This is a genomic window from Bacillus sp. FSL W8-1141 (genome assembly GCF_038593205.1).
Taxonomy (GTDB): Bacteria; Bacillota; Bacilli; order Bacillales; family Bacillaceae; genus Bacillus; species Bacillus altitudinis.
In genome coordinates, this window is the sequence record NZ_CP151973.1 from 1,771,732 (window position 1) to 1,791,433 (window position 19,702).

General features: G+C 40.1%; 26 protein-coding genes. 17 read left to right on the forward strand and 9 right to left on the reverse strand.

Going from position 1 to position 19,702, the window contains the following annotated elements; translation table 11 throughout:
• Positions 1–17: 17 nt before the first annotated feature.
• From NSQ52_RS08920 to NSQ52_RS08940, 5 genes are all read left to right on the forward strand, one after another.
• Entirely contained in the window at positions 18–665 is a 648-nt protein-coding gene (locus NSQ52_RS08920; protein WP_017359583.1) for a recombinase family protein, read from the forward strand.
• A gap of 69 nt (positions 666–734) precedes the next feature.
• Positions 735–965, forward strand: coding sequence for a DUF896 domain-containing protein (locus NSQ52_RS08925; protein WP_061419189.1), 231 nt, complete (start codon positions 735–737; stop codon positions 963–965).
• Between the two features lie 188 nt (positions 966–1,153).
• Positions 1,154–3,157 (forward strand): transketolase, encoded by a 2,004-nt coding sequence (gene tkt / locus NSQ52_RS08930; RefSeq protein ID WP_047946227.1) that lies wholly within the window; start codon positions 1,154–1,156, stop codon positions 3,155–3,157.
• Between the two features lie 198 nt (positions 3,158–3,355).
• Complete coding sequence (sirA, locus tag NSQ52_RS08935; RefSeq protein WP_041507216.1) at positions 3,356–3,802, forward strand: sporulation inhibitor of replication protein SirA; 447 nt, start codon at positions 3,356–3,358, stop codon at positions 3,800–3,802.
• A gap of 84 nt (positions 3,803–3,886) precedes the next feature.
• Positions 3,887–4,105, forward strand: a complete 219-nt coding sequence (locus NSQ52_RS08940; protein WP_003212379.1) for a YneF family protein — start codon at positions 3,887–3,889, stop codon at positions 4,103–4,105.
• A 269-nt stretch (positions 4,106–4,374) separates the two neighbouring features.
• Here NSQ52_RS08940 and NSQ52_RS08945 read toward each other — a convergent pair whose 3' ends face one another.
• Positions 4,375–4,542, reverse strand: a complete 168-nt coding sequence (locus NSQ52_RS08945; RefSeq protein WP_008343814.1) for an aspartyl-phosphate phosphatase Spo0E family protein — start codon at positions 4,540–4,542, stop codon at positions 4,375–4,377.
• A gap of 214 nt (positions 4,543–4,756) precedes the next feature.
• Between NSQ52_RS08945 and NSQ52_RS08950 the strand changes: the two genes are divergently transcribed.
• Positions 4,757–5,464, forward strand: coding sequence for a cytochrome c biogenesis protein CcdA (locus NSQ52_RS08950; protein WP_342474073.1), 708 nt, complete (start codon positions 4,757–4,759; stop codon positions 5,462–5,464).
• 94 nt (positions 5,465–5,558) lie between these two features.
• Positions 5,559–6,041 carry a cytochrome c biogenesis protein CcdC gene (locus NSQ52_RS08955; RefSeq protein WP_039167726.1) on the forward strand — a complete coding sequence of 161 codons (483 nt, stop codon included), beginning with the start codon at positions 5,559–5,561 and terminating at the stop codon, positions 6,039–6,041.
• A gap of 21 nt (positions 6,042–6,062) precedes the next feature.
• Here the strand turns inward: NSQ52_RS08955 and NSQ52_RS08960 are convergent, their stop codons facing one another.
• From NSQ52_RS08960 to sspO, 4 genes are all read right to left on the reverse strand, one after another.
• Entirely contained in the window at positions 6,063–6,491 is a 429-nt protein-coding gene (locus NSQ52_RS08960; protein WP_007499335.1) for a DUF2621 domain-containing protein, read from the reverse strand.
• A 258-nt stretch (positions 6,492–6,749) separates the two neighbouring features.
• The gene (locus NSQ52_RS08965) at positions 6,750–7,139 is read right to left on the reverse strand and encodes an Hsp20/alpha crystallin family protein (protein ID WP_025207398.1); all 390 of its coding nucleotides are present in this window, start codon (positions 7,137–7,139) and stop codon (positions 6,750–6,752) included.
• A 102-nt stretch (positions 7,140–7,241) separates the two neighbouring features.
• Complete coding sequence (locus NSQ52_RS08970; protein ID WP_003211331.1) at positions 7,242–7,388, reverse strand: small acid-soluble spore protein P; 147 nt, start codon at positions 7,386–7,388, stop codon at positions 7,242–7,244.
• 17 nt (positions 7,389–7,405) lie between these two features.
• Entirely contained in the window at positions 7,406–7,552 is a 147-nt protein-coding gene (gene sspO, locus NSQ52_RS08975) for a small acid-soluble spore protein O (protein WP_017359581.1), read from the reverse strand.
• 220 nt (positions 7,553–7,772) lie between these two features.
• Here sspO and acnA point away from each other — a divergent pair, with 220 nt between their 5' ends.
• The 7 genes from acnA (at position 7,773) to NSQ52_RS09010 (ending at position 12,565) form a co-directional block, all read left to right on the forward strand.
• On the forward strand, positions 7,773–10,502 hold the full coding sequence (acnA, locus tag NSQ52_RS08980) for an aconitate hydratase AcnA (protein WP_039167737.1): 2,730 nt from the start codon (positions 7,773–7,775) through the stop codon (positions 10,500–10,502).
• A gap of 66 nt (positions 10,503–10,568) precedes the next feature.
• The gene (locus NSQ52_RS08985) at positions 10,569–11,072 is read left to right on the forward strand and encodes a TlpA disulfide reductase family protein (protein WP_008343807.1); all 504 of its coding nucleotides are present in this window, start codon (positions 10,569–10,571) and stop codon (positions 11,070–11,072) included.
• Positions 11,073–11,148: 76 nt separating this feature from the next.
• Positions 11,149–11,274, forward strand: coding sequence for an FbpB family small basic protein (locus NSQ52_RS08990; RefSeq protein WP_003211002.1), 126 nt, complete (start codon positions 11,149–11,151; stop codon positions 11,272–11,274).
• A 51-nt stretch (positions 11,275–11,325) separates the two neighbouring features.
• Positions 11,326–11,469: an acid-soluble spore protein N gene (locus NSQ52_RS08995; RefSeq protein WP_008357830.1), complete on the forward strand. Its 144-nt coding sequence runs from the start codon at positions 11,326–11,328 to the stop codon at positions 11,467–11,469.
• Positions 11,470–11,484: 15 nt separating this feature from the next.
• Positions 11,485–11,727 carry a small acid-soluble spore protein Tlp gene (gene tlp / locus NSQ52_RS09000; protein WP_017359579.1) on the forward strand — a complete coding sequence of 81 codons (243 nt, stop codon included), beginning with the start codon at positions 11,485–11,487 and terminating at the stop codon, positions 11,725–11,727.
• 103 nt (positions 11,728–11,830) lie between these two features.
• On the forward strand, positions 11,831–12,253 hold the full coding sequence (locus NSQ52_RS09005; protein WP_008343800.1) for a thioesterase family protein: 423 nt from the start codon (positions 11,831–11,833) through the stop codon (positions 12,251–12,253).
• Positions 12,254–12,256: 3 nt separating this feature from the next.
• A complete protein-coding gene (locus NSQ52_RS09010; RefSeq protein ID WP_277518434.1) occupies positions 12,257–12,565 on the forward strand; it encodes a hypothetical protein in 309 nt (102 codons plus the stop codon).
• 41 nt (positions 12,566–12,606) lie between these two features.
• On the opposite strand, the gene NSQ52_RS09015 is transcribed toward NSQ52_RS09010, so the two are convergent.
• The gene (locus NSQ52_RS09015) at positions 12,607–12,894 is read right to left on the reverse strand and encodes a HesB/YadR/YfhF family protein (RefSeq protein WP_008343795.1); all 288 of its coding nucleotides are present in this window, start codon (positions 12,892–12,894) and stop codon (positions 12,607–12,609) included.
• Positions 12,895–12,990: 96 nt separating this feature from the next.
• On the reverse strand, positions 12,991–13,572 hold the full coding sequence (gene plsY, locus NSQ52_RS09020; RefSeq protein ID WP_008343794.1) for a glycerol-3-phosphate 1-O-acyltransferase PlsY: 582 nt from the start codon (positions 13,570–13,572) through the stop codon (positions 12,991–12,993).
• Positions 13,573–13,727: 155 nt separating this feature from the next.
• Between plsY and NSQ52_RS09025 the strand changes: the two genes are divergently transcribed.
• From NSQ52_RS09025 to parC, 3 genes are all read left to right on the forward strand, one after another.
• Positions 13,728–14,141: a CoA-binding protein gene (locus tag NSQ52_RS09025; RefSeq protein ID WP_007499324.1), complete on the forward strand. Its 414-nt coding sequence runs from the start codon at positions 13,728–13,730 to the stop codon at positions 14,139–14,141.
• A 415-nt stretch (positions 14,142–14,556) separates the two neighbouring features.
• Positions 14,557–16,524 (forward strand): DNA topoisomerase IV subunit B, encoded by a 1,968-nt coding sequence (gene parE / locus NSQ52_RS09030; RefSeq protein WP_007499323.1) that lies wholly within the window; start codon positions 14,557–14,559, stop codon positions 16,522–16,524.
• A gap of 2 nt (positions 16,525–16,526) precedes the next feature.
• Positions 16,527–18,968 carry a DNA topoisomerase IV subunit A gene (gene parC, locus NSQ52_RS09035; protein WP_217967110.1) on the forward strand — a complete coding sequence of 814 codons (2,442 nt, stop codon included), beginning with the start codon at positions 16,527–16,529 and terminating at the stop codon, positions 18,966–18,968.
• Positions 18,969–19,021: 53 nt separating this feature from the next.
• Here the strand turns inward: parC and NSQ52_RS09040 are convergent, their stop codons facing one another.
• Both NSQ52_RS09040 and NSQ52_RS09045 read right to left on the reverse strand, forming a co-directional pair.
• The gene (locus NSQ52_RS09040; RefSeq protein WP_008343787.1) at positions 19,022–19,147 is read right to left on the reverse strand and encodes a hypothetical protein; all 126 of its coding nucleotides are present in this window, start codon (positions 19,145–19,147) and stop codon (positions 19,022–19,024) included.
• 29 nt (positions 19,148–19,176) lie between these two features.
• On the reverse strand, positions 19,177–19,524 hold the full coding sequence (locus tag NSQ52_RS09045; protein WP_008343786.1) for a hypothetical protein: 348 nt from the start codon (positions 19,522–19,524) through the stop codon (positions 19,177–19,179).
• Positions 19,525–19,702: the final 178 nt, after the last annotated feature.

Consider the following 19,702-nt stretch of genomic DNA (forward strand, 5'->3'; position numbering starts at 1 on the left):
AAAGGTCGATTGAAGACATGAATGCAATCATTTATGCGAGAGTAAGTACTGCCAAAGAAGAGCAAGAAACCTCGCTTAAAAGACAAGAAGAAGAACTGCTTGCTTTAGCTGCAGCGCACAAGATGAATGTAGTCAAAGTGATTAAAGAAAAAGCGAGTGGATACGATCTTGATCGTGACGGTGTTTTTGACATGCTGGCTGCGCTGAAAGAGGAAGAAATCGATGCTGTTCTCATTCAAGATGAGACACGCCTTGGAAGAGGGCAGGCGAAAATCGCTCTTCTTCATTGTCTGTTTAAAGAAAAAGTCAAGGTGTACAGCGTATTTCATAGAGGAGAGCTTGAGCTTTCAGAAGCAGATGAAATGGTCATTGAAATTGTAGGCGTTGTAGAAGAGTATCAGCGGAAAATTCATAATTTGAAAATTAAGCGTGGGATGAAAAAAGCTGTTGAGCGAGGGTATCAACCCGAACTAAATTTAAAACACCAAGAGCAAGCACCTGGCCGCGAACGTATTGAAGTACCGATTTCTGAAATTGTTCGATTAAGAAAAAACAACATGACATTCGCTGAAATTGCAGTGACATTGCAGGCACTTGGTTTTGACATTTCAAAAGCAACCGTCCATAGAAGATACCAAGAATATGAAAAAGGGCTTGCGACTTAAAGCGTGATTTGTTGTAAAAATGACTGATATTTAGTAGTATGTAGAGAAAATGTTTTAAAGGAGTTTGTCATGATTTCTAAAGAACAGCTTGCAAGAATCAATGAGCTTTCAAAAAAGTCGAAAGAGGCCGGTTTGTCGGACGCTGAGAAAGCAGAACAGAAGCAATTAAGAGAGGAATATTTAAAGGCTTTTCGTTCTTCTATGAAAAATACACTCAAAACCGTGAAAATCGTCGATCCAGAAGGAAACGATGTCACACCAGAAAAATTAAAAAGAGAAAGAGACCAGAATCTTCATTAAAGGTCATCATTTCTTTATTTTTGAAAAGATGGGAGGAATATTCTCATCTTTTTTCATATTTGCATAAGTTTTTAGGTGATCGATAAACTAAATGTGACAAAATCCTTCTTTTTCGGCGTGAAATAGTTGTGAAAAAAGGACAGTAGATTTATGATAATGGTGTACACAAGATACGGAAGGGGATTTATATGGAAACGATTGAATTGAAATCTATTGCAACAATACGTACTCTCTCCATAGACGCAATTGAAAAAGCGAATTCCGGTCACCCTGGAATGCCGATGGGCGCTGCACCAATGGCATACGCTTTATGGACGAATCACTTAAACGTAAGTCCGCAAAATCCAAATTGGTTTAACAGAGACCGTTTTGTGTTATCTGCGGGACATGGCTCTATGCTTTTATATAGCATGCTTCATTTAAGCGGATACAATCTAAGCATCGAAGATTTAAAACAATTCCGCCAATGGGGAAGCAAAACACCTGGACATCCTGAGTTTGGACATACAGAGGGTGTAGATGCGACAACAGGTCCTTTAGGACAAGGGATTGCGATGGCTGTAGGAATGGCACTTGCAGAAAGACATCTTGCAGAAACGTATAACAAAGATCACTTTAATGTTGTGGATCACTATACATACAGCATTTGCGGAGATGGAGACTTAATGGAGGGCATTTCCTCTGAAGCTGCTTCACTTGCTGGTCATTTAGGCTTAGGCCGTTTAATTGTTCTTTATGATTCAAATGACATTTCTTTAGATGGCGACCTCGATCGTTCTTTCTCTGAAAATGTGAAGAATCGTTTTGAAGCGATGAATTGGGAAGTTCTTTATGTAAAAGACGGCAATAACATTGACGAAGTGACGGCTGCCATTGAAAAAGCCAAACAAAGTACAGACAAACCTACACTTATTGAAGTGAAGACGACAATCGGTTTCGGATCTCCAAACCGTGCGGGAACGTCTGGGGTGCACGGTGCACCGCTTGGCAGTGAGGAAGCGAAGCTAACGAAGGAAGCTTATTCTTGGACGTTTGAAGAAGATTTCCATGTACCTTCTGAAGTGTACGATCATTTCAAAACAGCTGTTAAAGACGCTGGACAGAAAAAAGAAGCAGCGTGGAATGAACTGTTTGAGCAATATGAAAAAGAATATCCAGAACTAGCAGCTCAGCTGAAGCTTGCGATTGAAGGAAAACTTCCTGAGAATTGGGATCAAGAGGTTCCTGTTTATGAAGCAGGTTCAAGCCTTGCCTCTCGTGCTTCTTCTGGAGAAGTATTAAATGGCATTGCAAAACAAGTACCATTCTTTATTGGCGGGTCTGCTGACCTTGCTGGATCAAATAAAACAACAATCAAAGATACAACTGACTTTGGCAGAGAGAATTACGCTGGCAGAAACATTTGGTTTGGTGTGAGAGAATTCGCAATGGGTGCAGCATTAAACGGTATGGCACTTCACGGCGGACTTCGTGTATTCGGCGGAACATTCTTTGTTTTCTCAGACTATTTAAGACCTGCCATTCGTCTTGCTGCATTGATGGGACTTCCTGTCACTTATGTATTTACGCATGACAGCATTGCGGTTGGGGAAGATGGACCAACGCATGAGCCAGTTGAACAGCTCGCTTCATTACGTGCGATGCCTAACCTTTCTGTGATTCGTCCAGCTGATGGAAACGAAACAGCTGCAGCATGGAAAATTGCTGTATCTTCAACGAATAAACCGACAGCGCTTGTTCTTACTCGTCAAAACCTTCCAACGATTGATCAAGCACCAGAGAAGGCGTATGAAGGCGTAGAAAAAGGTGGATATGTCGTCGTTGAAGCAGCTGATGCACAGCCAGAAGCTCTTCTACTTGCTTCAGGATCTGAAGTAGGTTTAGCCATTGAAGCGCAAAAAGCACTTGAAAAAGAAGGCATTCGCGTTTCTGTCGTGAGCTTACCTGCATGGGATCGCTTTGATGAGCAGTCAGACGAATACAAAGAGTCCGTTCTTCCTAAAGCAGTGAGAGCACGTGTTGCAATCGAAATGGGTGCTTCACTTGGCTGGGAACGTTACACTGGCCTTGATGGCGATGTGATTGCGATTGATAAATTTGGCGCTTCTGCACCAGGCGAAACCATTATTGAAAAATACGGTTTCACTGTCAGCAACGTGGTGAGCCGCGTAAAAGCAAAGCTGAATAAATAATCAGTCTCCAAGCATCATGCTTTTTTGCAGTCGGTTTGCAGAGCTTTTCACTATGCTCTGCAAACTTTTTTCTTTTTTCTTGTTTTTTTGACAAAACTAGTTTCTTCTTGCTTCATATATAGACAATTCTTTCTTTCACATTTTTGTATAATACAAGCAATAAGCGAGATTGACGAAATGTGAAAGGAAGGGATAGACATGGAACGCCATTATTATATTTATTGGATTGAGGATGAGTTTGCTCATCATTATTTTGGTAGAGAATCTATTTTGTTTCATTTGTTTGAATCGTTACACTGGACGAACCGCAGTGATGACGAATTAGTCATGCTTGTTAAGCAAGTGGATTATGTAACGAAACGAATCCCTGCTTTTCATATGCACCAGCGTTTAATGAACAATTTAACCAACATTCACTATACACAAATAGGCTCAATATACAGTGCATCGCTGCCAGATGGAAAAGGCACAGCCGCATTCATTATAAAAGACCGTTACATTCAAATGTCTGCCACAGGCAGTTATGAGGCAGAAGCGGTGTTTTTTGAAGTACTCAGAAAAATTAGTCCTTGTTTCCTGGCTATGGACTTTGGATCAAAGAAGCATGGGTGGCTCAATCCGGTAAAAGTGATGAATTTTGTTTAAAAAAATAAAATTGAACGTGAAATGTTGTATAATAGCCTTTTGTTTAGTACACTTTATACGAGACAACATGAAGGAGGAAGAATTATGGATTTATGGGTTGTCATCCTTGTAGGCGTTGTTGCACTGCTTGCAGGAGTTGCACTCGGATTCTTTATTGCTCGTAAGTATATGATGAGCTACTTGAAAAAGAATCCACCAATTAATGAACAAATGCTTCGAATGATGATGATGCAAATGGGCATGAAACCGTCCCAAAAGAAAATCAATCAAATGATGAAAGCCATGAACAACCAAGCGAAATAATACGTACGTTATTATGATCATAGATGGAACATGGTCCCTAAAGATTGGACAAGCGATGTCCTTTCTTTATTGAAGTCACCTTCATCAGACGCATAAAACCACTGTACTTGCATGAATAAAGCAGGGAAAGTGGTTTTTATTTTGCCGTGAACCGTCCGTTAAAGACAAAACAAAAAACCCCTTGTGAGCAGAGGTTTTTGTTTCTTTTATTGTCACACATATCAACTTTTCTAAAATCGTGCGGCATTTGTTTCTATCTTGAGATATCATTAGTTGGCTGAGTTTGAGTGTAAGTGTCGTTGATATTGTAAGAGGAGATGATCTAGCTGCTGGCTATGTTCGATGGTCACTGTTGATGTCATCCCATTATGCAAGACAACTTTCATCAACTCTTCTCTTTTTTCTTCAATTTGAGTTAATAATGATGTTTTTACCAAAGTCATGTTCCTTTCATGCAAATCTTGATAAAAAGAATCGGTTCTATTATATCCATTTTAAGGTTTATTTTCAAATTTAAAGGGTTTGATATCTTGATGTCAAATTAAATTATATAAGGTTTTAAGAGATTAGACCATCTTTATTGAGATGATGTAAAAAAAATGAAATGAATTTGTCATCTCTTATTGTATATTGTAAGAAGGGGGTGTTCTTTTGTCAGATTTGAATTACTTTTTAGCGTTTGGAGCAGGGTTTCTTTCTTTCATCTCACCGTGCTGTCTGCCACTTTATCCAGCCTTTTTATCCTATATTACGGGCGTTAGTATAGATGAAGTGAAATCTGAGAAGGTGATGCTGAGAAGGAGAAGTCTTCTTCATACATTATTCTTTTTAATTGGGTTCTCTCTCATTTTTATTGCCATTGGATTTGGGACATCGTTTGTTGGGAAGTTTTTCATTGAATATCAAGATGCGATTCGTCAAATTGGTGCCATTCTCATTATTTTCTTTGGCTTTATGATTCTTGGTGTATTTCAGCCTTCTTTTTTAATGGGAGAAAAGAGGTTGCAGTTTAAAAATCGTCCAGCCGGTTTTTTTGGATCGATTCTCATTGGAATGGGTTTTGCTGCTGGTTGGACACCATGTACCGGCCCGATTTTATCAGCTCTCATCACACTTGCCAGCAACAAGCCAGAGTCCGCTGTGACCTACATGATTGCGTATGTATTAGGTTTTGCTATCCCATTTTTTGTTCTTTCCTTTTTCATCACAAAAATGGCTTGGATCAGAAAGCGCCAGCAGCTCATTATGAAAACTGGCGGGATTATTATGATCGTGGTAGGAATCTTGCTGTTCTTTGATCTTCTGACGTGGATCATTATTATGTTCTCATCATTATTTGGAGGATTTACTGGTTTTTGAAATCGTTTTCTACAGTCGCGGCGAATGGTTTTTTTTCGTCAATTGGAGTATATTATACATAGGCTGACCTTAAAGAATAAAGGAATGATTTGATATGATGATCATAATTTCTTCTATAGTGGCGGTATGTATGGCGGTAGCCGTCATGTTTATTCGCATTAAATCATCTGCAAAACCTGCAACCGCGAAAAAAATTATTTTACCTCCTATCTTTATGAGCACTGGTGCACTGATGTTTTTTGTGCCAATGTTTCAAGTAACTGGAGCTGAATTTTTAGAGGCGATTACTGTAGGGATGTTTTTCTCTATCTTTTTAATTAAAACATCGAAATTTGAAATTAGAGGCAATGAAATCTATTTGAAGCGTTCAAAAGCATTTGTGTTTATTCTCATTGGGCTTCTTGTCCTTCGTATCGGAATGAAGACGATTTTAAGCTCTTCCATTGATTATGGTGCGCTTAGCGGGATGTTTTGGATTCTAGCCTTTGGCATGATTGTCCCTTGGCGTGTTGCGATGTATTTGTCGTTTAGAAAGATGTCTAAACAATTAGATGTGCAGCAGGCCCAAATAAATTAAACCTCCTTTTTAAAAAGGAGGTTATTTTAATAAAGATTCATATGGTGAATGGTCGATCTTTTTTTCTTGAAGGCGCTTTAGTAGAAATTTATGATCCCGCTTCGGTGTAGCGATAATATAGCCGCGAATGATTAAGTCTAAATTAATGCTGGCCGCTTGTTCTTTAAGTGCCAGCTCGCCAATTTTACCGGCGATTTTTTCTTTGGCGACATCTCTAAACAGCTCTGGAACCGGTAATACTAGCTCATTTAATAGCTGTTTGTCTTCATCGCGCCATAGGTGCAGGCTCTTTTGAATATATTCATCCTGCCAATCAAGCTCTGATTTCCCGTCTTCTTTCGGCAATCGTTTTAAAAACTTGCGAAACATAAAAAAGCCACCGATTGCTAGTAATCCAATCATCACTGTACCCCAAAATAAAATGAACCACAAAAACCAGCCGCTTAACATGTTCTCACTCCCTATATCCCTTCTCTCTATTCTATTTTACATGAAGGGAAGGTAGAAGAAAATAACAAAAATGTATGTGTTTTTTCTCTAAAACGCCTTTTTTGATCAAGAGGCGCCCATTTACTAGAATGACCCAAACCATTTAGTAGAAAAGGAATACATTATTGTATAGCGACTCTACTATTTGGCCATGGTGGTTCGCACAAGGTATTGACTTGAAACGAACGGAAGAGAGCCCGCCTGTATACAGGCGGGCTCTTAATGTTTGAAGTGTGGCATTTGAAAGGAAAATGCTCCGTCTTGCCGATGGGCATCCTTTTTGATTTTGATTGATATGATTCTGTTTTCGTAATCTGTATCAATGTCTTTGTCATTCAAATAAAAAGGGAGCATGACACTTTTTTCAATCGGCTGTTCTCTTTCATCAATCAAATAAGCGAGGATGAGCTCACATCCGGAAAAGGTCAGTTTTAAATCAGTGATCGATAGGGTGGAGAGGTCGATCTCAATAATATAATCACGGCTCGTTTCATAAAGATCGATTGGGAGCTGTTCGTCATACCATGCAAAAGGATCGTCCATTAATACATTCAGCCAATCATCTATTTCAAGAAAATCAGAGGAATTCACTTGCTTTTCATTCTCCATAAACACTCCTCCATCACATCTCATAATAAATCATATGATAAAAGCTGAAATGTGTGAAAGACCTAAAACATCCCGTTTGGTCACGGGCTTAAGAGAGAATGTTTACATATCATGATGTGAATTGTGCTTTTGTCTTGTATGGTTGCGATTTTTCACTTTTTTACTGCCTGATAGTGGCTCAGGCTGCCCGCCTTGATGCTCTTTAGGAGAGTTTTGACGTATGTCTTTCCCTGTGTTTTTGTTCGTCATCATTTCTCACTCCTTTCTTATTGGTTTTTTTTACGCTTTTTATTGTTTTGCTTTTGTTCTTCTGTTAAAACGAGCTGATCATTTTCTATATAACCTGCACCATTTCCTTGGCTTTTGGCTGCGTTCATGCCGTCAATGACATGATTTGCTTTTCTTTTTGTCATGTTCTATCACCTCAGCATTAGTATGAACCCATGCTACTCAGTTTATGAAGAGTAATCATTTCCTCATGATAAGCTAAACTTATTGAATTTAATAAAAGCATTGTTATTTACTTATGTATGAATTTGTTTTAAGATGAAATTGTGAGAAAATTGTGGTGAAATACGACGATTTTTCTGAGAATTGAAATTGATCTTGATCATCAAAAGGGGGATTTTGGACATGTCGAAACAGCAGCAAGTCGCTAAACAAGACGCTTTTCAATCTAGAAAAACGTTTTCGACAAATGGGAAAACGTATCACTATTATTCGTTAGAAGCACTCGAGAAACAAGGAATCGGAAATGTTTCTAAATTGCCTTATTCCATTAAGGTACTATTAGAATCAGTGCTTCGCCAAGTAGACGGTAGAGTGATCAAAAAGGAACACGTTGAGAACTTGGCAAAATGGGGAACTGCCGAGGTAAAAGAAATTGATGTTCCATTTAAACCTTCTCGTGTTATTTTACAAGACTTCACGGGTGTGCCAGCTGTCGTTGACCTTGCTTCTTTAAGAAAAGCAATGGCAGATGTGGGCGGAGACCCAGATAAAATCAACCCTGAAATTCCAGTTGACCTGGTCATTGACCACTCTGTACAAGTCGATAAAGCTGGAACTGAAGATGCATTAAACATTAACATGGATTTAGAATTCGAACGTAACGCAGAGCGTTATAACTTCCTTAGCTGGGCAAAGAAAGCGTTTAACAATTATCAAGCTGTTCCGCCTGCAACAGGGATCGTTCACCAAGTGAACTTAGAGTATCTTGCAAGTGTTGTTCATGCAATCGAGGAAGATGGCGAGATCATCACTTACCCAGATACATTAGTTGGTACTGACTCACATACAACAATGATTAACGGTATCGGTGTACTTGGATGGGGCGTTGGCGGTATCGAAGCAGAAGCTGGAATGCTCGGTCAGCCTTCATACTTCCCAGTACCAGAAGTCATTGGGGCTAAATTAGTTGGAGAGCTTCCAAACGGAACAACTGCAACTGACCTTGCCTTAAAAGTGACACAAGTTCTTCGTGAAAAAGGCGTAGTGAACAAATTCGTTGAATTCTTCGGACCTGGAGTTGCACAGCTGCCGCTAGCGGATCGTGCAACGATTGCAAACATGGCGCCTGAATACGGTGCTACTTGCGGATTCTTCCCAGTAGATGAGGAAGCTCTTGCTTACCTTCGCCTTACTGGACGTGATGAAGAGCAAATTAATATCGTTGAAGAATATTCTCGCGCAAATGGCTTATTCTATACGCCAGATGCAGAAGAGCCAATTTTTACAGATGTTGTGGAAATTGATCTTTCTCAAATTGAATCAAACTTATCTGGTCCAAAGCGTCCACAAGATTTGATTCCACTTTCTAAAATGAAAGAAACGTTCCATCAGCACATTGAAAGCCCAGCTGGTAACCAAGGGTTTGGCTTAGAAAAATCAGAGCTAGACAAACAAATCGAATTTGATCTAGCAAATGGTGAAAAAGCTGTGATGAAGACAGGTGCGATTGCGATTGCAGCGATTACGAGCTGTACGAATACATCGAACCCATACGTCTTAATCGGAGCAGGTCTTGTTGCGAAGAAAGCAAGTGAGCTTGGCATGAAGGTGCCAAACTACGTGAAAACGTCACTAGCGCCAGGTTCTAAGGTTGTAACAGGATACCTCGTGAACTCAGGACTTCTTCCATACTTAAGAGACCTCGGATTTAACATCGTTGGGTATGGCTGTACAACTTGTATCGGAAACTCAGGACCGCTTGCACAAGAAATTGAGGATGCTGTCTCTGAAAATGATCTGCTGATCACTTCTGTTTTATCAGGTAACCGTAACTTTGAAGGACGTATCCATCCGCTTGTGAAAGGAAACTACCTTGCATCTCCACCATTAGTTGTGGCGTATGCACTTGCTGGTACGGTCAATATTGATTTAACAAAAGACCCTATCGGTGTCGATAAAAATGGTGAGAACGTTTATTTCAATGACATTTGGCCATCAATGGACGAAATCAACAGTGTTGTGAAAAGCACAGTTACACCTGAACTCTTCCGTTCAGAGTATGAAACTGTATTTGACAGCAATGACCGCTGGAATGAAATTAAAACGACGGACGATGCATTGTATAAATGGGATGAAGATTCCACATACATTGCAAACCCGCCATTCTTCGAAAACTTATCAGTTGAACCTGGTAAAGTTGAACCGCTTAAAGGATTGCGCGTCGTTGCCAAGTTCGGTGACTCTGTCACAACAGACCATATTTCTCCTGCTGGAGCGATTGGTAAAGACACACCTGCGGGTAAATACTTGCAAGAAAGAGGCGTATCGCCTAGAGACTTTAACTCATACGGATCTCGCCGTGGTAACCACCATGTTATGATGAGAGGTACTTTTGCAAACATCCGTATTAAGAACCAAATCGCACCAGGAACAGAAGGCGGGTATACAACGTACTGGCCAACTGGTGAAGTGACATCCATTTATGATGCATGCATGCGTTATAAAGAAGATGGAACTGGTCTTGCGATCTTAGCAGGTAAAGATTACGGAATGGGCTCTTCTCGTGACTGGGCTGCAAAAGGAACAAATCTTCTTGGAATTAAATTCGTTCTAGCGGAAAGCTTTGAGCGTATCCACAGAAGTAACCTTGTCTTCATGGGCGTACTTCCTTTACAGTTTAAAGACGGTGAAAGTGCAGAAACTTATGGACTAACAGGAACAGAAACATTCGAAGTAGATGTTGATGAAACAGTTCGTCCGCGTGATCTTGTCACTGTAAAAGCAATTGATACAGATGGCAACGAGAAAACATTTGAAGTAATTGTTCGCTTTGACAGTGAAGTCGAAATTGACTACTACCGTCATGGTGGTATCCTTCAAATGGTCTTGCGTGAAAAATTGGCAAGCAACTAATAAAGCAAAGAAGAGAAGGCGATTAGACAGCTTTCTCTTCTTTTTTAACATAGTGGAGGATCAATCATGTGGAAAAAAGGAATGGCAAGCGCTGTTTTACTTGTGTTGATTGGTTTACTTGCATGGAATGTATTCGGACCAAAAGAACCTGCCATCGGTCTTGAAACAGGGGACAAAGCCCCTGATTTTGAGCTCAAAACCCTTGATGGCAAAACGGCATCGTTATCTGATTATCGAGGGAAAAAAGTACTCCTCAATTTTTGGGCGACATGGTGTAAGCCTTGCCGAACAGAAATGCCAGATCTAGACGCAATTAGAAGTGAAAATGACCAAGTTGAGGTACTAGCGGTGAATTTGACGAACACTGAAAAGAGTGTGGATCACGTCGCCTCATTTATTGATGAACTTAAAGTCAGTTTTCCTGTTTTATTAGATCAAAAAGGTATTCAAGCAAGATATCAGGTACTTTCCTATCCGACGACATACATACTAGATGAAAAAGGGCGTATCCTGTCTGTAAAGCATCAAATGCTCACAAAAAAAGAAATTGAAAAAGAGCTGGATCTATAATGATTCAGCTCTTTTTTGCTTATTTTCTAAATGTTTTGGCGAAAATGGTATGAACAGAGTGGAGGTGGTGATAGACATGAGAAGAAGAAAGCGCCGTACATTTGAAGAACTTGTGCTTGAAAATAAAAAAGAATTATTAAGCAATGAGGAATTTTTAAACCAGCTTGAAGAAAAGTTGGAAGAGCGATTTAGACAAAAATAAGTTATGATTTGTCCTTTTTCGTTCATCCTAAAGAAGAGGGAGGGATGAATGATGGGTAGAGAGCATGATAAACAAGCGCAGTTTACACCAGACCATTTAGGGACAAAACCTGTAGCATACAAACGAAATAAAGGTAAAAAGATGCATAATAAATCGAATGAACAGCCTGATGTGATACAGACGAAGGGCGAATAATAGGAGGGAAGCATGATGAATGACAAGTCATATCAATCCAATCCAGATGATCGTTCTGACAATGTTGAGAAGCTGCAGGATATGATCGAAAACACACTTGAAAATATTGATGAATCTGAAGCAGCAATGGGTCTTTCAACAGAGGAAGAAAAGCAGATGATCAAGCAAAAAAATGAAAACCGTAGAACAAGTATTGACGCAATGCGTTCTGAAATAAAGGACGAGGAAGCAGCAAGAAAGAGCGGTTACACTGAATAAACCAGGGATTCCTGGTTTATTTTATTGCCTCTTTTTAGAAGAACCATTTGGAATGTGGTAAAATGTCAGAGACGTTAGGTTTTGATAGGAGAGCGATGAAAACGTGTATGTATCTAAAAAAGAAATAGAAGTCCGTTATGCAGAAACAGATCAAATGGGCATTGTGTATCATGCCAACTATTTAATTTGGATGGAAGTCGGCAGAACAGCGTTAATTAAAGAATTAGGCTTTTCCTATGCCCAGTTAGAGGCAGACGGTGTCCTTGCACCTGTTGTCGATCTTCAGGTTCAATATAAGAAACCACTACTGTACGGTGAAACGGCTACAGTTCACACATGGATAGAAGAATATAACGGCGTGAAAACAGTGTACGGCTATGAAATACAAAAACCTGATGGACAAACGGCTATTACAGGGACCACCTCACATATTTGTGTGGACAAAGAAACCTTTAGACCGATTCAATTTAGAAAAGCTTTCCCTGCATGGCACAGCGTATACGAACAGTCCAAGAAGCAGGTTTGATTCATGGCCTTTGGAATTAAAAGAAGAGATTTGAATGCTTGGAAATCAGCTGTTCGGCAAGGGAATGTGGCCTTTTTGACACACTATTGGCTTGATGACCGTTTTCCGCATGCGAATACTGTCACAAAGGCAGCCTGTCAGGATATGGAGCAATTAATCGCTTGGGGACAAAAGCATGGATTAAAGAAAGAATGGATCCATGTTCGCGAAGGTTTTCCTCATTTTGATCTCATCGGTGATTCGCAAAAACGGATTTTGCAAAAAGAGCGGTTGTTAGGAAACATTCAGGAGTATGGACTTTATATTGAGTGATAAACAAAAAAGATACCCGAGGGATGAGGTATCTTTTTTGTTTATTCATAATGAAATTCTGGTTCTTTCACGGACTCGTTATAATCAATATGCAGATCATGGTTGTCAAAATACCAAATATCACTTTCTTCCACGAAGAAAGTAATGCCTTCTACTTCAGCGGTTGCGCCGGCATTTTGAGGTTCATCTTTTGCGACGCCGAGAGAAAAGCCTTTTTGTACATTACTGCACCCGCCATATCTGACAAAAAAGCGAACATGATCACCTTTTTCTAAATCCAGTTCATTCTTGTACCAATTGAGTGCATCATCTTTTATCGTTAATTTCAATGTGATCGCCCCTTTTTGAAGTCATGCTGTTTTTAAATGCAGGATGCAAAAACAGCTTTTCTTTACTTTTACCACATATTTAAATTGATGAAACGGCTAAAGCCATTTGATTTTCGGTTCAGTTTTGTTGAGAATTCGTTTGAGGTTGGCGATGTGTCTGAAGATCACAAAGCCAGCAAGAACAGCAACAACAATAATTAAAAATAGATCTTGGGTGAATATGCTGTAAATGAATGTGTAGATCCCAGTCAGCATAGATGATAATGAAACATATTTACTAATGTATAAAAATAAGAAAAAAGCAGCGATCATCGTGATAAATAAGAACGGGGCATAAAATAACAGCACGCCGCCTGATGTAGCGACCGCTTTTCCCCCTTTAAATTTTGCAAAGACAGGAAAGCTGTGACCGATAACAGCAGCAACTCCTGCTAATAAGGGATGAATGTCCAGTTGCATGAAAAACGGTAAAGCCGAAGCAAGAGTCCCCTTTAAAATATCAGCTGTGATAACGATGGACCCTGCTTTCACACCTAGTGTACGGAATGCATTCGTCGCACCTAGGTTCCCGCTGCCATGTTCACGGATATCGATTCCCTTTGCAGCTTTCCCGACAATGAGACCTGATGGAATACTGCCGAGAAGATAAGCCAAAATAAACATCAAAGCAATTAACATCTGCATAACTCCTTTATATTCTCCCTCTTGTCTTACATTTTAACATGATCTTATGAAAAACATGGCGATCTTTTTTTGAAAAAAAACGATGGCCGATGAATTCAGCTTTGTTTTTAACAAGAAATTCGCTAAAATAGAAGAAAAGGAGTGTCTGGATGAATCATCCTTCAAAACAAGAAATTGGGCGTATATTAAAAAGCAGTAAGCGAATTGCAGTTGTAGGTTTGTCAGATCAGCCGCACCGAACGTCCTATATGGTTTCAAAAGCCATGCAGGATGCCGGTTATGACATCATTCCTGTCAATCCAACGATTGATGAAGCACTTGGGGTAAAAGCGGTCGCCTCTTTAAAAGACATAAAAGAGCCTGTTGATATCGTCAATGTCTTTAGACGTTCTGAGTTTTTGCCTGAGGTGGCGAAAGAATTTCTTGAAATAGACGCACCTGTTTTTTGGGCGCAGCAAGGCGTATATCATGAAGAGGCAAAAAGGCTGATTGAGGAAAATGGCAAGGTCGCCATCATGGACTTATGTATCAAAGTGGCTCATGCGATGACAAAAACTCATTAAATCGTCAAAAATCCTTGGTTTTTCAAGGATTTTTGCTTTTTTGTTGCAGAAATATATTTGCGATTCTAGAAGAAAGCGATAAAATAAGGCGACAGGGACCTATCGGTGACCTTGCATATCGAGAAAAAGAGCGATAAGATAAATATAGAACATTTGTTCTGTTTTGCTAAAACCATCATATGATTGCATTTGGCTTATGAAACAGTCTTGTTTATAATGGACTTCTAGTTCTGATTGCAGAATGTAGAACATTCTCATAACCGTGCAAAAGAGCATGTATCGCTGAATCACACATGCATGGTGATGATGCAGCTTATTAAAGTGGACAGTAATGAGCAGCATGATCATCATTAAAATCTAGAGAGATCATTGATGATTAGCCGGTTATGTTTGTTAGTGAAAGGGGATTAAGCATTTGGTTAAAAAGCAGCAAGTAGATTATAACGATGATTCTATTCAGGTGCTAGAGGGGCTTGAAGCGGTCCGTAAACGCCCAGGGATGTATATTGGATCGACGGATTCACGCGGTCTTCATCACCTTGTCTATGAGATTGTAGACAACTCTGTCGATGAAGTGCTCGCTGGCCATGGAGATCATATCATTGTCAAAATACATAAAGATAACAGCATTTCCGTCCAAGATAAAGGGCGCGGAATGCCTACTGGTATGCATAAGCTTGGAAAACCGACACCAGAAATCATTTTAACGGTCCTGCACGCAGGCGGAAAATTTGGTCAAGGTGGTTATAAAACAAGTGGTGGACTTCACGGGGTTGGGGCGTCCGTTGTGAACGCACTTTCAGAGTGGCTCACCGTGACGATAGAACGCGATGGATTTATTTATCACCAGCGCTTTGAACATGGCGGAAAGCCAGTCACATCACTTGAAAAAATCGGGAAAACGAAAAAGACCGGTACACTGATTCATTTTAAGCCAGATCCAACGATGTTCAGTGTCACCACCTATAATTTTGATACATTATCAGAGCGTTTAAGAGAATCAGCCTTTTTATTAAAAGGGCTAAAAATAGAGCTGATTGATGAGCGCCATGATGTGCAGGAAACCTTTTATTATGAGACAGGTATTGAAGCGTTCGTTGCTTATTTAAACGAGGAAAAGGATGTACTTAGTGAAGTCGTTTCGTTTGAAGGCGAACATCAGTCCATTGAAGTCGATTTTGCCTTTCAATTTAACGACGGATATTCAGAAAATATTTTGTCGTTCGTCAATAACGTAAGAACCAAAGATGGCGGTACGCATGAGTCTGGTGCAAAAACGGCCATGACGAGAGCCTTTAATGAATATGCACGCAAAGTGACCCTTTTAAAAGAAAAAGACAAAAATTTAGAAGGTACAGATATTCGTGAAGGCCTGTCAGCTGTTATTTCTGTCAGAATTCCTGAAGAACTTCTTCAATTTGAAGGACAAACAAAAGGAAAGCTTGGAACGAGTGAGGCAAGGTCAGCTGTTGATGCCGTGATTTCTGAAAAATTGGCTTATTTTCTTGAAGAAAACCGCGAAACGGCGACACTGCTTGTGAAAAAAGCGATTAAAGCGCAGCAGGCAAGAGAAGCGGCTAGAAAAGCAAGAGAAGAAGCAAGGAGCGGCAAGAAACGGAAAAAATCTGAAGCAACACTCAGCGGAAAATTAACACCTGCTCAATCTAGAAACCCGGCAAGAAATGAACTGTATCTAGTAGAGGGCGACTCTGCTGGTGGATCAGCCAAGCAAGGACGTGATCGAAAATTCCAAGCGGTGCTACCGCTTCGAGGAAAGGTCATTAATACAGAGAAAGCAAAGCTTGCGGATATTTTCAAAAACGAAGAAATCAACACCATTATCCATGCCATTGGCGGCGGGGTTGGTGTCGATTTTAATGTAGAAGACATCAATTATGACAAAATTGTCATCATGACAGATGCTGATACAGATGGCGCGCATATTCAGGTTCTATTGCTTACATTCTTCTACCGCTATATGAAGCCGCTGATTGAGCATGGCAAAGTATTCATTGCCCTTCCGCCTTTATATAAAGTTAGCAAAGGCTCAGGGAAGAAAGAAGTCATTGAATATGCTTGGTCTGATGAAGAAATGGATGACGTGTTAAAGAAAGTTGGAAAAGGATATACGATTCAACGCTATAAAGGTTTAGGTGAAATGAATGCCGACCAGCTATGGGAAACGACAATGAATCCAGAGTCGAGAACGCTTGTCAGGGTGAAGATCGATGATGCTGCACGGGTGGAGCGCCGCGTCACGACACTGATGGGTGACAAAGTAGAACCACGCCGTAAATGGATTGAAAAGAATGTCGCCTTTGGACTTGATGAGGAAAGCAACATTCTTGAAAATGAAAACTTGTCGCTAGCTGAGGAGGTTTAAACATGGCACAACAAGAACGATTTCATGATTTACCGTTAGAAGAAGTGATTGGGGACCGTTTTGGTCGCTATAGTAAATATATTATCCAAGATCGTGCACTTCCAGATGCACGTGATGGATTAAAGCCTGTACAACGAAGAATTTTATATGCAATGTATGCGGAAGGAAATACACAAGATAAAAACTTCCGTAAAGCTGCCAAAACAGTCGGTAACGTAATTGGTAACTATCATCCGCATGGTGATTCTTCTGTTTATGAAGCAATGGTGAGAATGAGCCAGGATTGGAAAGTGCGAAATGTGCTGATTGAGATGCATGGAAATAACGGGAGTATCGACGGAGATCCTCCTGCTGCCATGCGTTATACGGAAGCAAGGCTTTCTGCAATTGCATCAGAGCTTTTAAAAGACCTCGACAAGGAGACAGTCGAATTTGTCGCGAACTTTGATGATACAAGCAAAGAGCCTGTTGTCTTACCAGCGATGTTTCCCAACCTTCTTGTGAACGGGTCAACAGGGATTTCAGCCGGTTATGCGACTGATATTCCGCCGCACCACCTAGGAGAAGTGATTGATGGCGTGATTAAGCGAATTGAACAGCCGCATTGTACGGTTGAAGATTTAATGACAGTCATCAAAGGGCCAGATTTCCCAACAGGCGGGATCATTCAAGGTGTGGATGGTATTAAGAAGGCATATGAAACAGGAAAAGGAAAGATTATGATTCGCGGAAAAGCGGAGATTGAAACCATCCGCGGTGGACGCCAGCAAATCGTGATCACAGAAATTCCTTATGAAGTGAATAAGGCCAATCTTGTCAAAAAGATGGACGAGTTCCGCATTGAAAGAAAAGTAGAAGGGATTTCTGAAGTTCGGGATGAGACGGACCGTACCGGCCTTCGGATTGTTGTAGAGCTGAAAAAAGAAGCGGATGCGAATGGTGTCTTGAATTTCTTATATAAAAATTCTGATCTGCAAATCCCATATAACTTTAATATGGTCGCGATACATAACAGAAGACCGACTTTAATGACGCTTACAACTGTACTAGACGCTTACATTGCTCATCAAAAAGAAGTGGTGACGAACCGCTCAGCATACGAGCTTCGAAAAGCAAAAGAACGTCATCATATTGTAGATGGATTAATTAAAGCTCTTTCCATTTTAGATGAAGTCATTGCGACGATTCGTTCGTCTAATGATAAGCGTGATGCGAAAAACAATTTGATGGAGAAATATGATTTTACAGAAGCTCAATCAGAAGCGATTGTTTCTCTCCAGTTATATCGTTTAACAAATACAGATATCACTCAACTAAGAGACGAAGCAAGAGAGCTTGACGTGCGAATTGCAGAGCTTGAAGACATTTTAGCGAATGAGAAGAAGCTGTTTAAAGTCATTACGAACAACTTGAAGAAGTTGAAAAAGACGTATGCTGATGAAAGACGATCCGTCATTGAGGAAAAAATTGAAGAAATTAAGATTAACCTTGAAGTGATGATCGCATCAGAGGACGTGTACGTCACAGTCACAAAAGATGGATACATCAAACGGACAAGCCAGCGTTCCTATGCTGCATCAAACGGTAAGGACTTCGGTATGAAGGATACAGACCGACTGATTCACCAGTTTGAAATGAATACAACAGATGTTCTTCTGCTATTTACGAATAGAGGGAGCTACATTTACTGTCCAGTTCATCAGTTGCCAGATATACGCTGGAAAGACATGGGGCAGCACATTACGAATATTATTTCGATTGATCGCGATGAAACCATTCAAAAAGCGATCCCAATTAAAGAATTCGATGAATCATCGTATCTCCTGTTCTTTACAAAAGGCGGTATGGTGAAGAAAACAGAGCTTCTCCAATATAAAGCGCAGCGTTATTCAAAACCGCTTGTCGCCTTGAATTTAAAAGGTGATGATGAACTTGTAGATGTTCATGTCACAACAGGTCAGCAAGAATTGTTTATTGCAACGAAAAATGGCTATGGATTATGGTTTGATGAAGAAGAAGTGAGTGTGGTCGGTCCGAGAGCGGCTGGTGTGAAAGGCATCAATTTGAAGGACGGAGACGAGGTGGTCTCTGGACAAATCATTGATCCGAAGAACAATGTGCTTGTTCTTACGACACAAAGAGGTGCTGTGAAGCGGATGAACCTCTCTGAATTTGATAAGACATCAAGAGCAAAACGTGGAGTGATCATGCTAAGAGAATTAAAGAAAAATCCTCACAGAATTGTTGCTGTGATTGCTGCTTCACTGCACGATACACTTGAGATTGATACGGAAAAGGGTGCCACGATCCCGCTCGATATTTCCACACTAAGGGCAAATGATCGTTATAGCAATGGATCGTTTATTTTAGATGAGGAAGAGCAGGGAGAAGTAACTCAAGTTCTTTTATCACCTGCTGCATCTGACCAAGATGACAATAAATAAGCAAAACGAAAACCCCCTGCCTTACGCAGGGGGTTTTTTATATTGAGGTCAATTTAACTCTCGTGATTGCCAAACATGCTTGTGATGGCATGCACTACTTCAATTCCTTGGTAAACGAAAAGAGAAAGTGAAGTGACAGAGAATAGACCTAGAATGAATACTCTTAAGAAAAATAACATCGTGTAAAACCTCCCAATTTTTGTTTGATTTAAATGGTTGGGTTAACACGAGCTACTCGGAAATTCGAAGACTGGTAGAACACTGCAAGTAAATGCTTCTTTTTCCGGTCAAATCGATCAGTATAAGTGATGCGTGCAAATCCAGCTGCCATACTGCCAATGACTAGCAGTGCTGTAAATGCCGCAAATACTGCGTTCACATGTTTTTGTTTCTTTTCATCGCCTGCTGTCTGAACGATTTTCATTTCATGTGATTCTTGATCAGCAACCACCTTTGCATGATGGTATACCTGAACGGAATGAGGCATTGAGAACAAATGAAAACTTGCAAGTGCTATGAATAAGACTGCTAATTTTAAAAGCATATTTTTTTTCATTTTTCTCACCCCTTCCTGTTTATTTTCATGATCTTACCACGTTTTCAGTTATTTGAAAAGTCTTATTTTTTTACTTTCCCTCTTTAAAAAAGCGATAAACATCAAGACATCTATAGGACTGTTTCACTTCATGAAAGGTTTCAATTTTATTTATTAAATTTAAAAAAGTACCGAGATC

Excerpts from the sequence above, each read along its gene's own strand:
- NSQ52_RS08920 (WP_017359583.1), top strand. The coding sequence starts at position 18 with ATGAATGCAATCATTTATGCGAGAGTAAGTACTGCCAAAGAAGAGCAA.
- NSQ52_RS08925 (WP_061419189.1), top strand. The coding sequence starts at position 735 with ATGATTTCTAAAGAACAGCTTGCAAGAATCAATGAGCTTTCAAAAAAG.
- tkt (WP_047946227.1), top strand. The coding sequence starts at position 1,154 with ATGGAAACGATTGAATTGAAATCTATTGCAACAATACGTACTCTCTCC.
- sirA (WP_041507216.1), top strand. The coding sequence starts at position 3,356 with ATGGAACGCCATTATTATATTTATTGGATTGAGGATGAGTTTGCTCAT.
- NSQ52_RS08940 (WP_003212379.1), top strand. The coding sequence starts at position 3,887 with ATGGATTTATGGGTTGTCATCCTTGTAGGCGTTGTTGCACTGCTTGCA.
- NSQ52_RS08955 (WP_039167726.1), top strand. The coding sequence starts at position 5,559 with ATGATGATCATAATTTCTTCTATAGTGGCGGTATGTATGGCGGTAGCC.
- NSQ52_RS08960 (WP_007499335.1), bottom strand. The coding sequence starts at position 6,491 with ATGTTAAGCGGCTGGTTTTTGTGGTTCATTTTATTTTGGGGTACAGTG.
- NSQ52_RS08965 (WP_025207398.1), bottom strand. The coding sequence starts at position 7,139 with ATGGAGAATGAAAAGCAAGTGAATTCCTCTGATTTTCTTGAAATAGAT.
- NSQ52_RS08970 (WP_003211331.1), bottom strand. The coding sequence starts at position 7,388 with ATGACGAACAAAAACACAGGGAAAGACATACGTCAAAACTCTCCTAAA.
- sspO (WP_017359581.1), bottom strand. The coding sequence starts at position 7,552 with ATGACAAAAAGAAAAGCAAATCATGTCATTGACGGCATGAACGCAGCC.
- acnA (WP_039167737.1), top strand. The coding sequence starts at position 7,773 with ATGTCGAAACAGCAGCAAGTCGCTAAACAAGACGCTTTTCAATCTAGA.
- NSQ52_RS08985 (WP_008343807.1), top strand. The coding sequence starts at position 10,569 with ATGTGGAAAAAAGGAATGGCAAGCGCTGTTTTACTTGTGTTGATTGGT.
- NSQ52_RS08990 (WP_003211002.1), top strand. The coding sequence starts at position 11,149 with ATGAGAAGAAGAAAGCGCCGTACATTTGAAGAACTTGTGCTTGAAAAT.
- NSQ52_RS08995 (WP_008357830.1), top strand. The coding sequence starts at position 11,326 with ATGGGTAGAGAGCATGATAAACAAGCGCAGTTTACACCAGACCATTTA.
- tlp (WP_017359579.1), top strand. The coding sequence starts at position 11,485 with ATGAATGACAAGTCATATCAATCCAATCCAGATGATCGTTCTGACAAT.
- NSQ52_RS09010 (WP_277518434.1), top strand. The coding sequence starts at position 12,257 with ATGGCCTTTGGAATTAAAAGAAGAGATTTGAATGCTTGGAAATCAGCT.
- plsY (WP_008343794.1), bottom strand. The coding sequence starts at position 13,572 with ATGTTAATTGCTTTGATGTTTATTTTGGCTTATCTTCTCGGCAGTATT.
- NSQ52_RS09025 (WP_007499324.1), top strand. The coding sequence starts at position 13,728 with ATGAATCATCCTTCAAAACAAGAAATTGGGCGTATATTAAAAAGCAGT.
- parC (WP_217967110.1), top strand. The coding sequence starts at position 16,527 with ATGGCACAACAAGAACGATTTCATGATTTACCGTTAGAAGAAGTGATT.
- NSQ52_RS09040 (WP_008343787.1), bottom strand. The coding sequence starts at position 19,147 with ATGTTATTTTTCTTAAGAGTATTCATTCTAGGTCTATTCTCTGTCACT.
- NSQ52_RS09045 (WP_008343786.1), bottom strand. The coding sequence starts at position 19,524 with ATGAAAAAAAATATGCTTTTAAAATTAGCAGTCTTATTCATAGCACTT.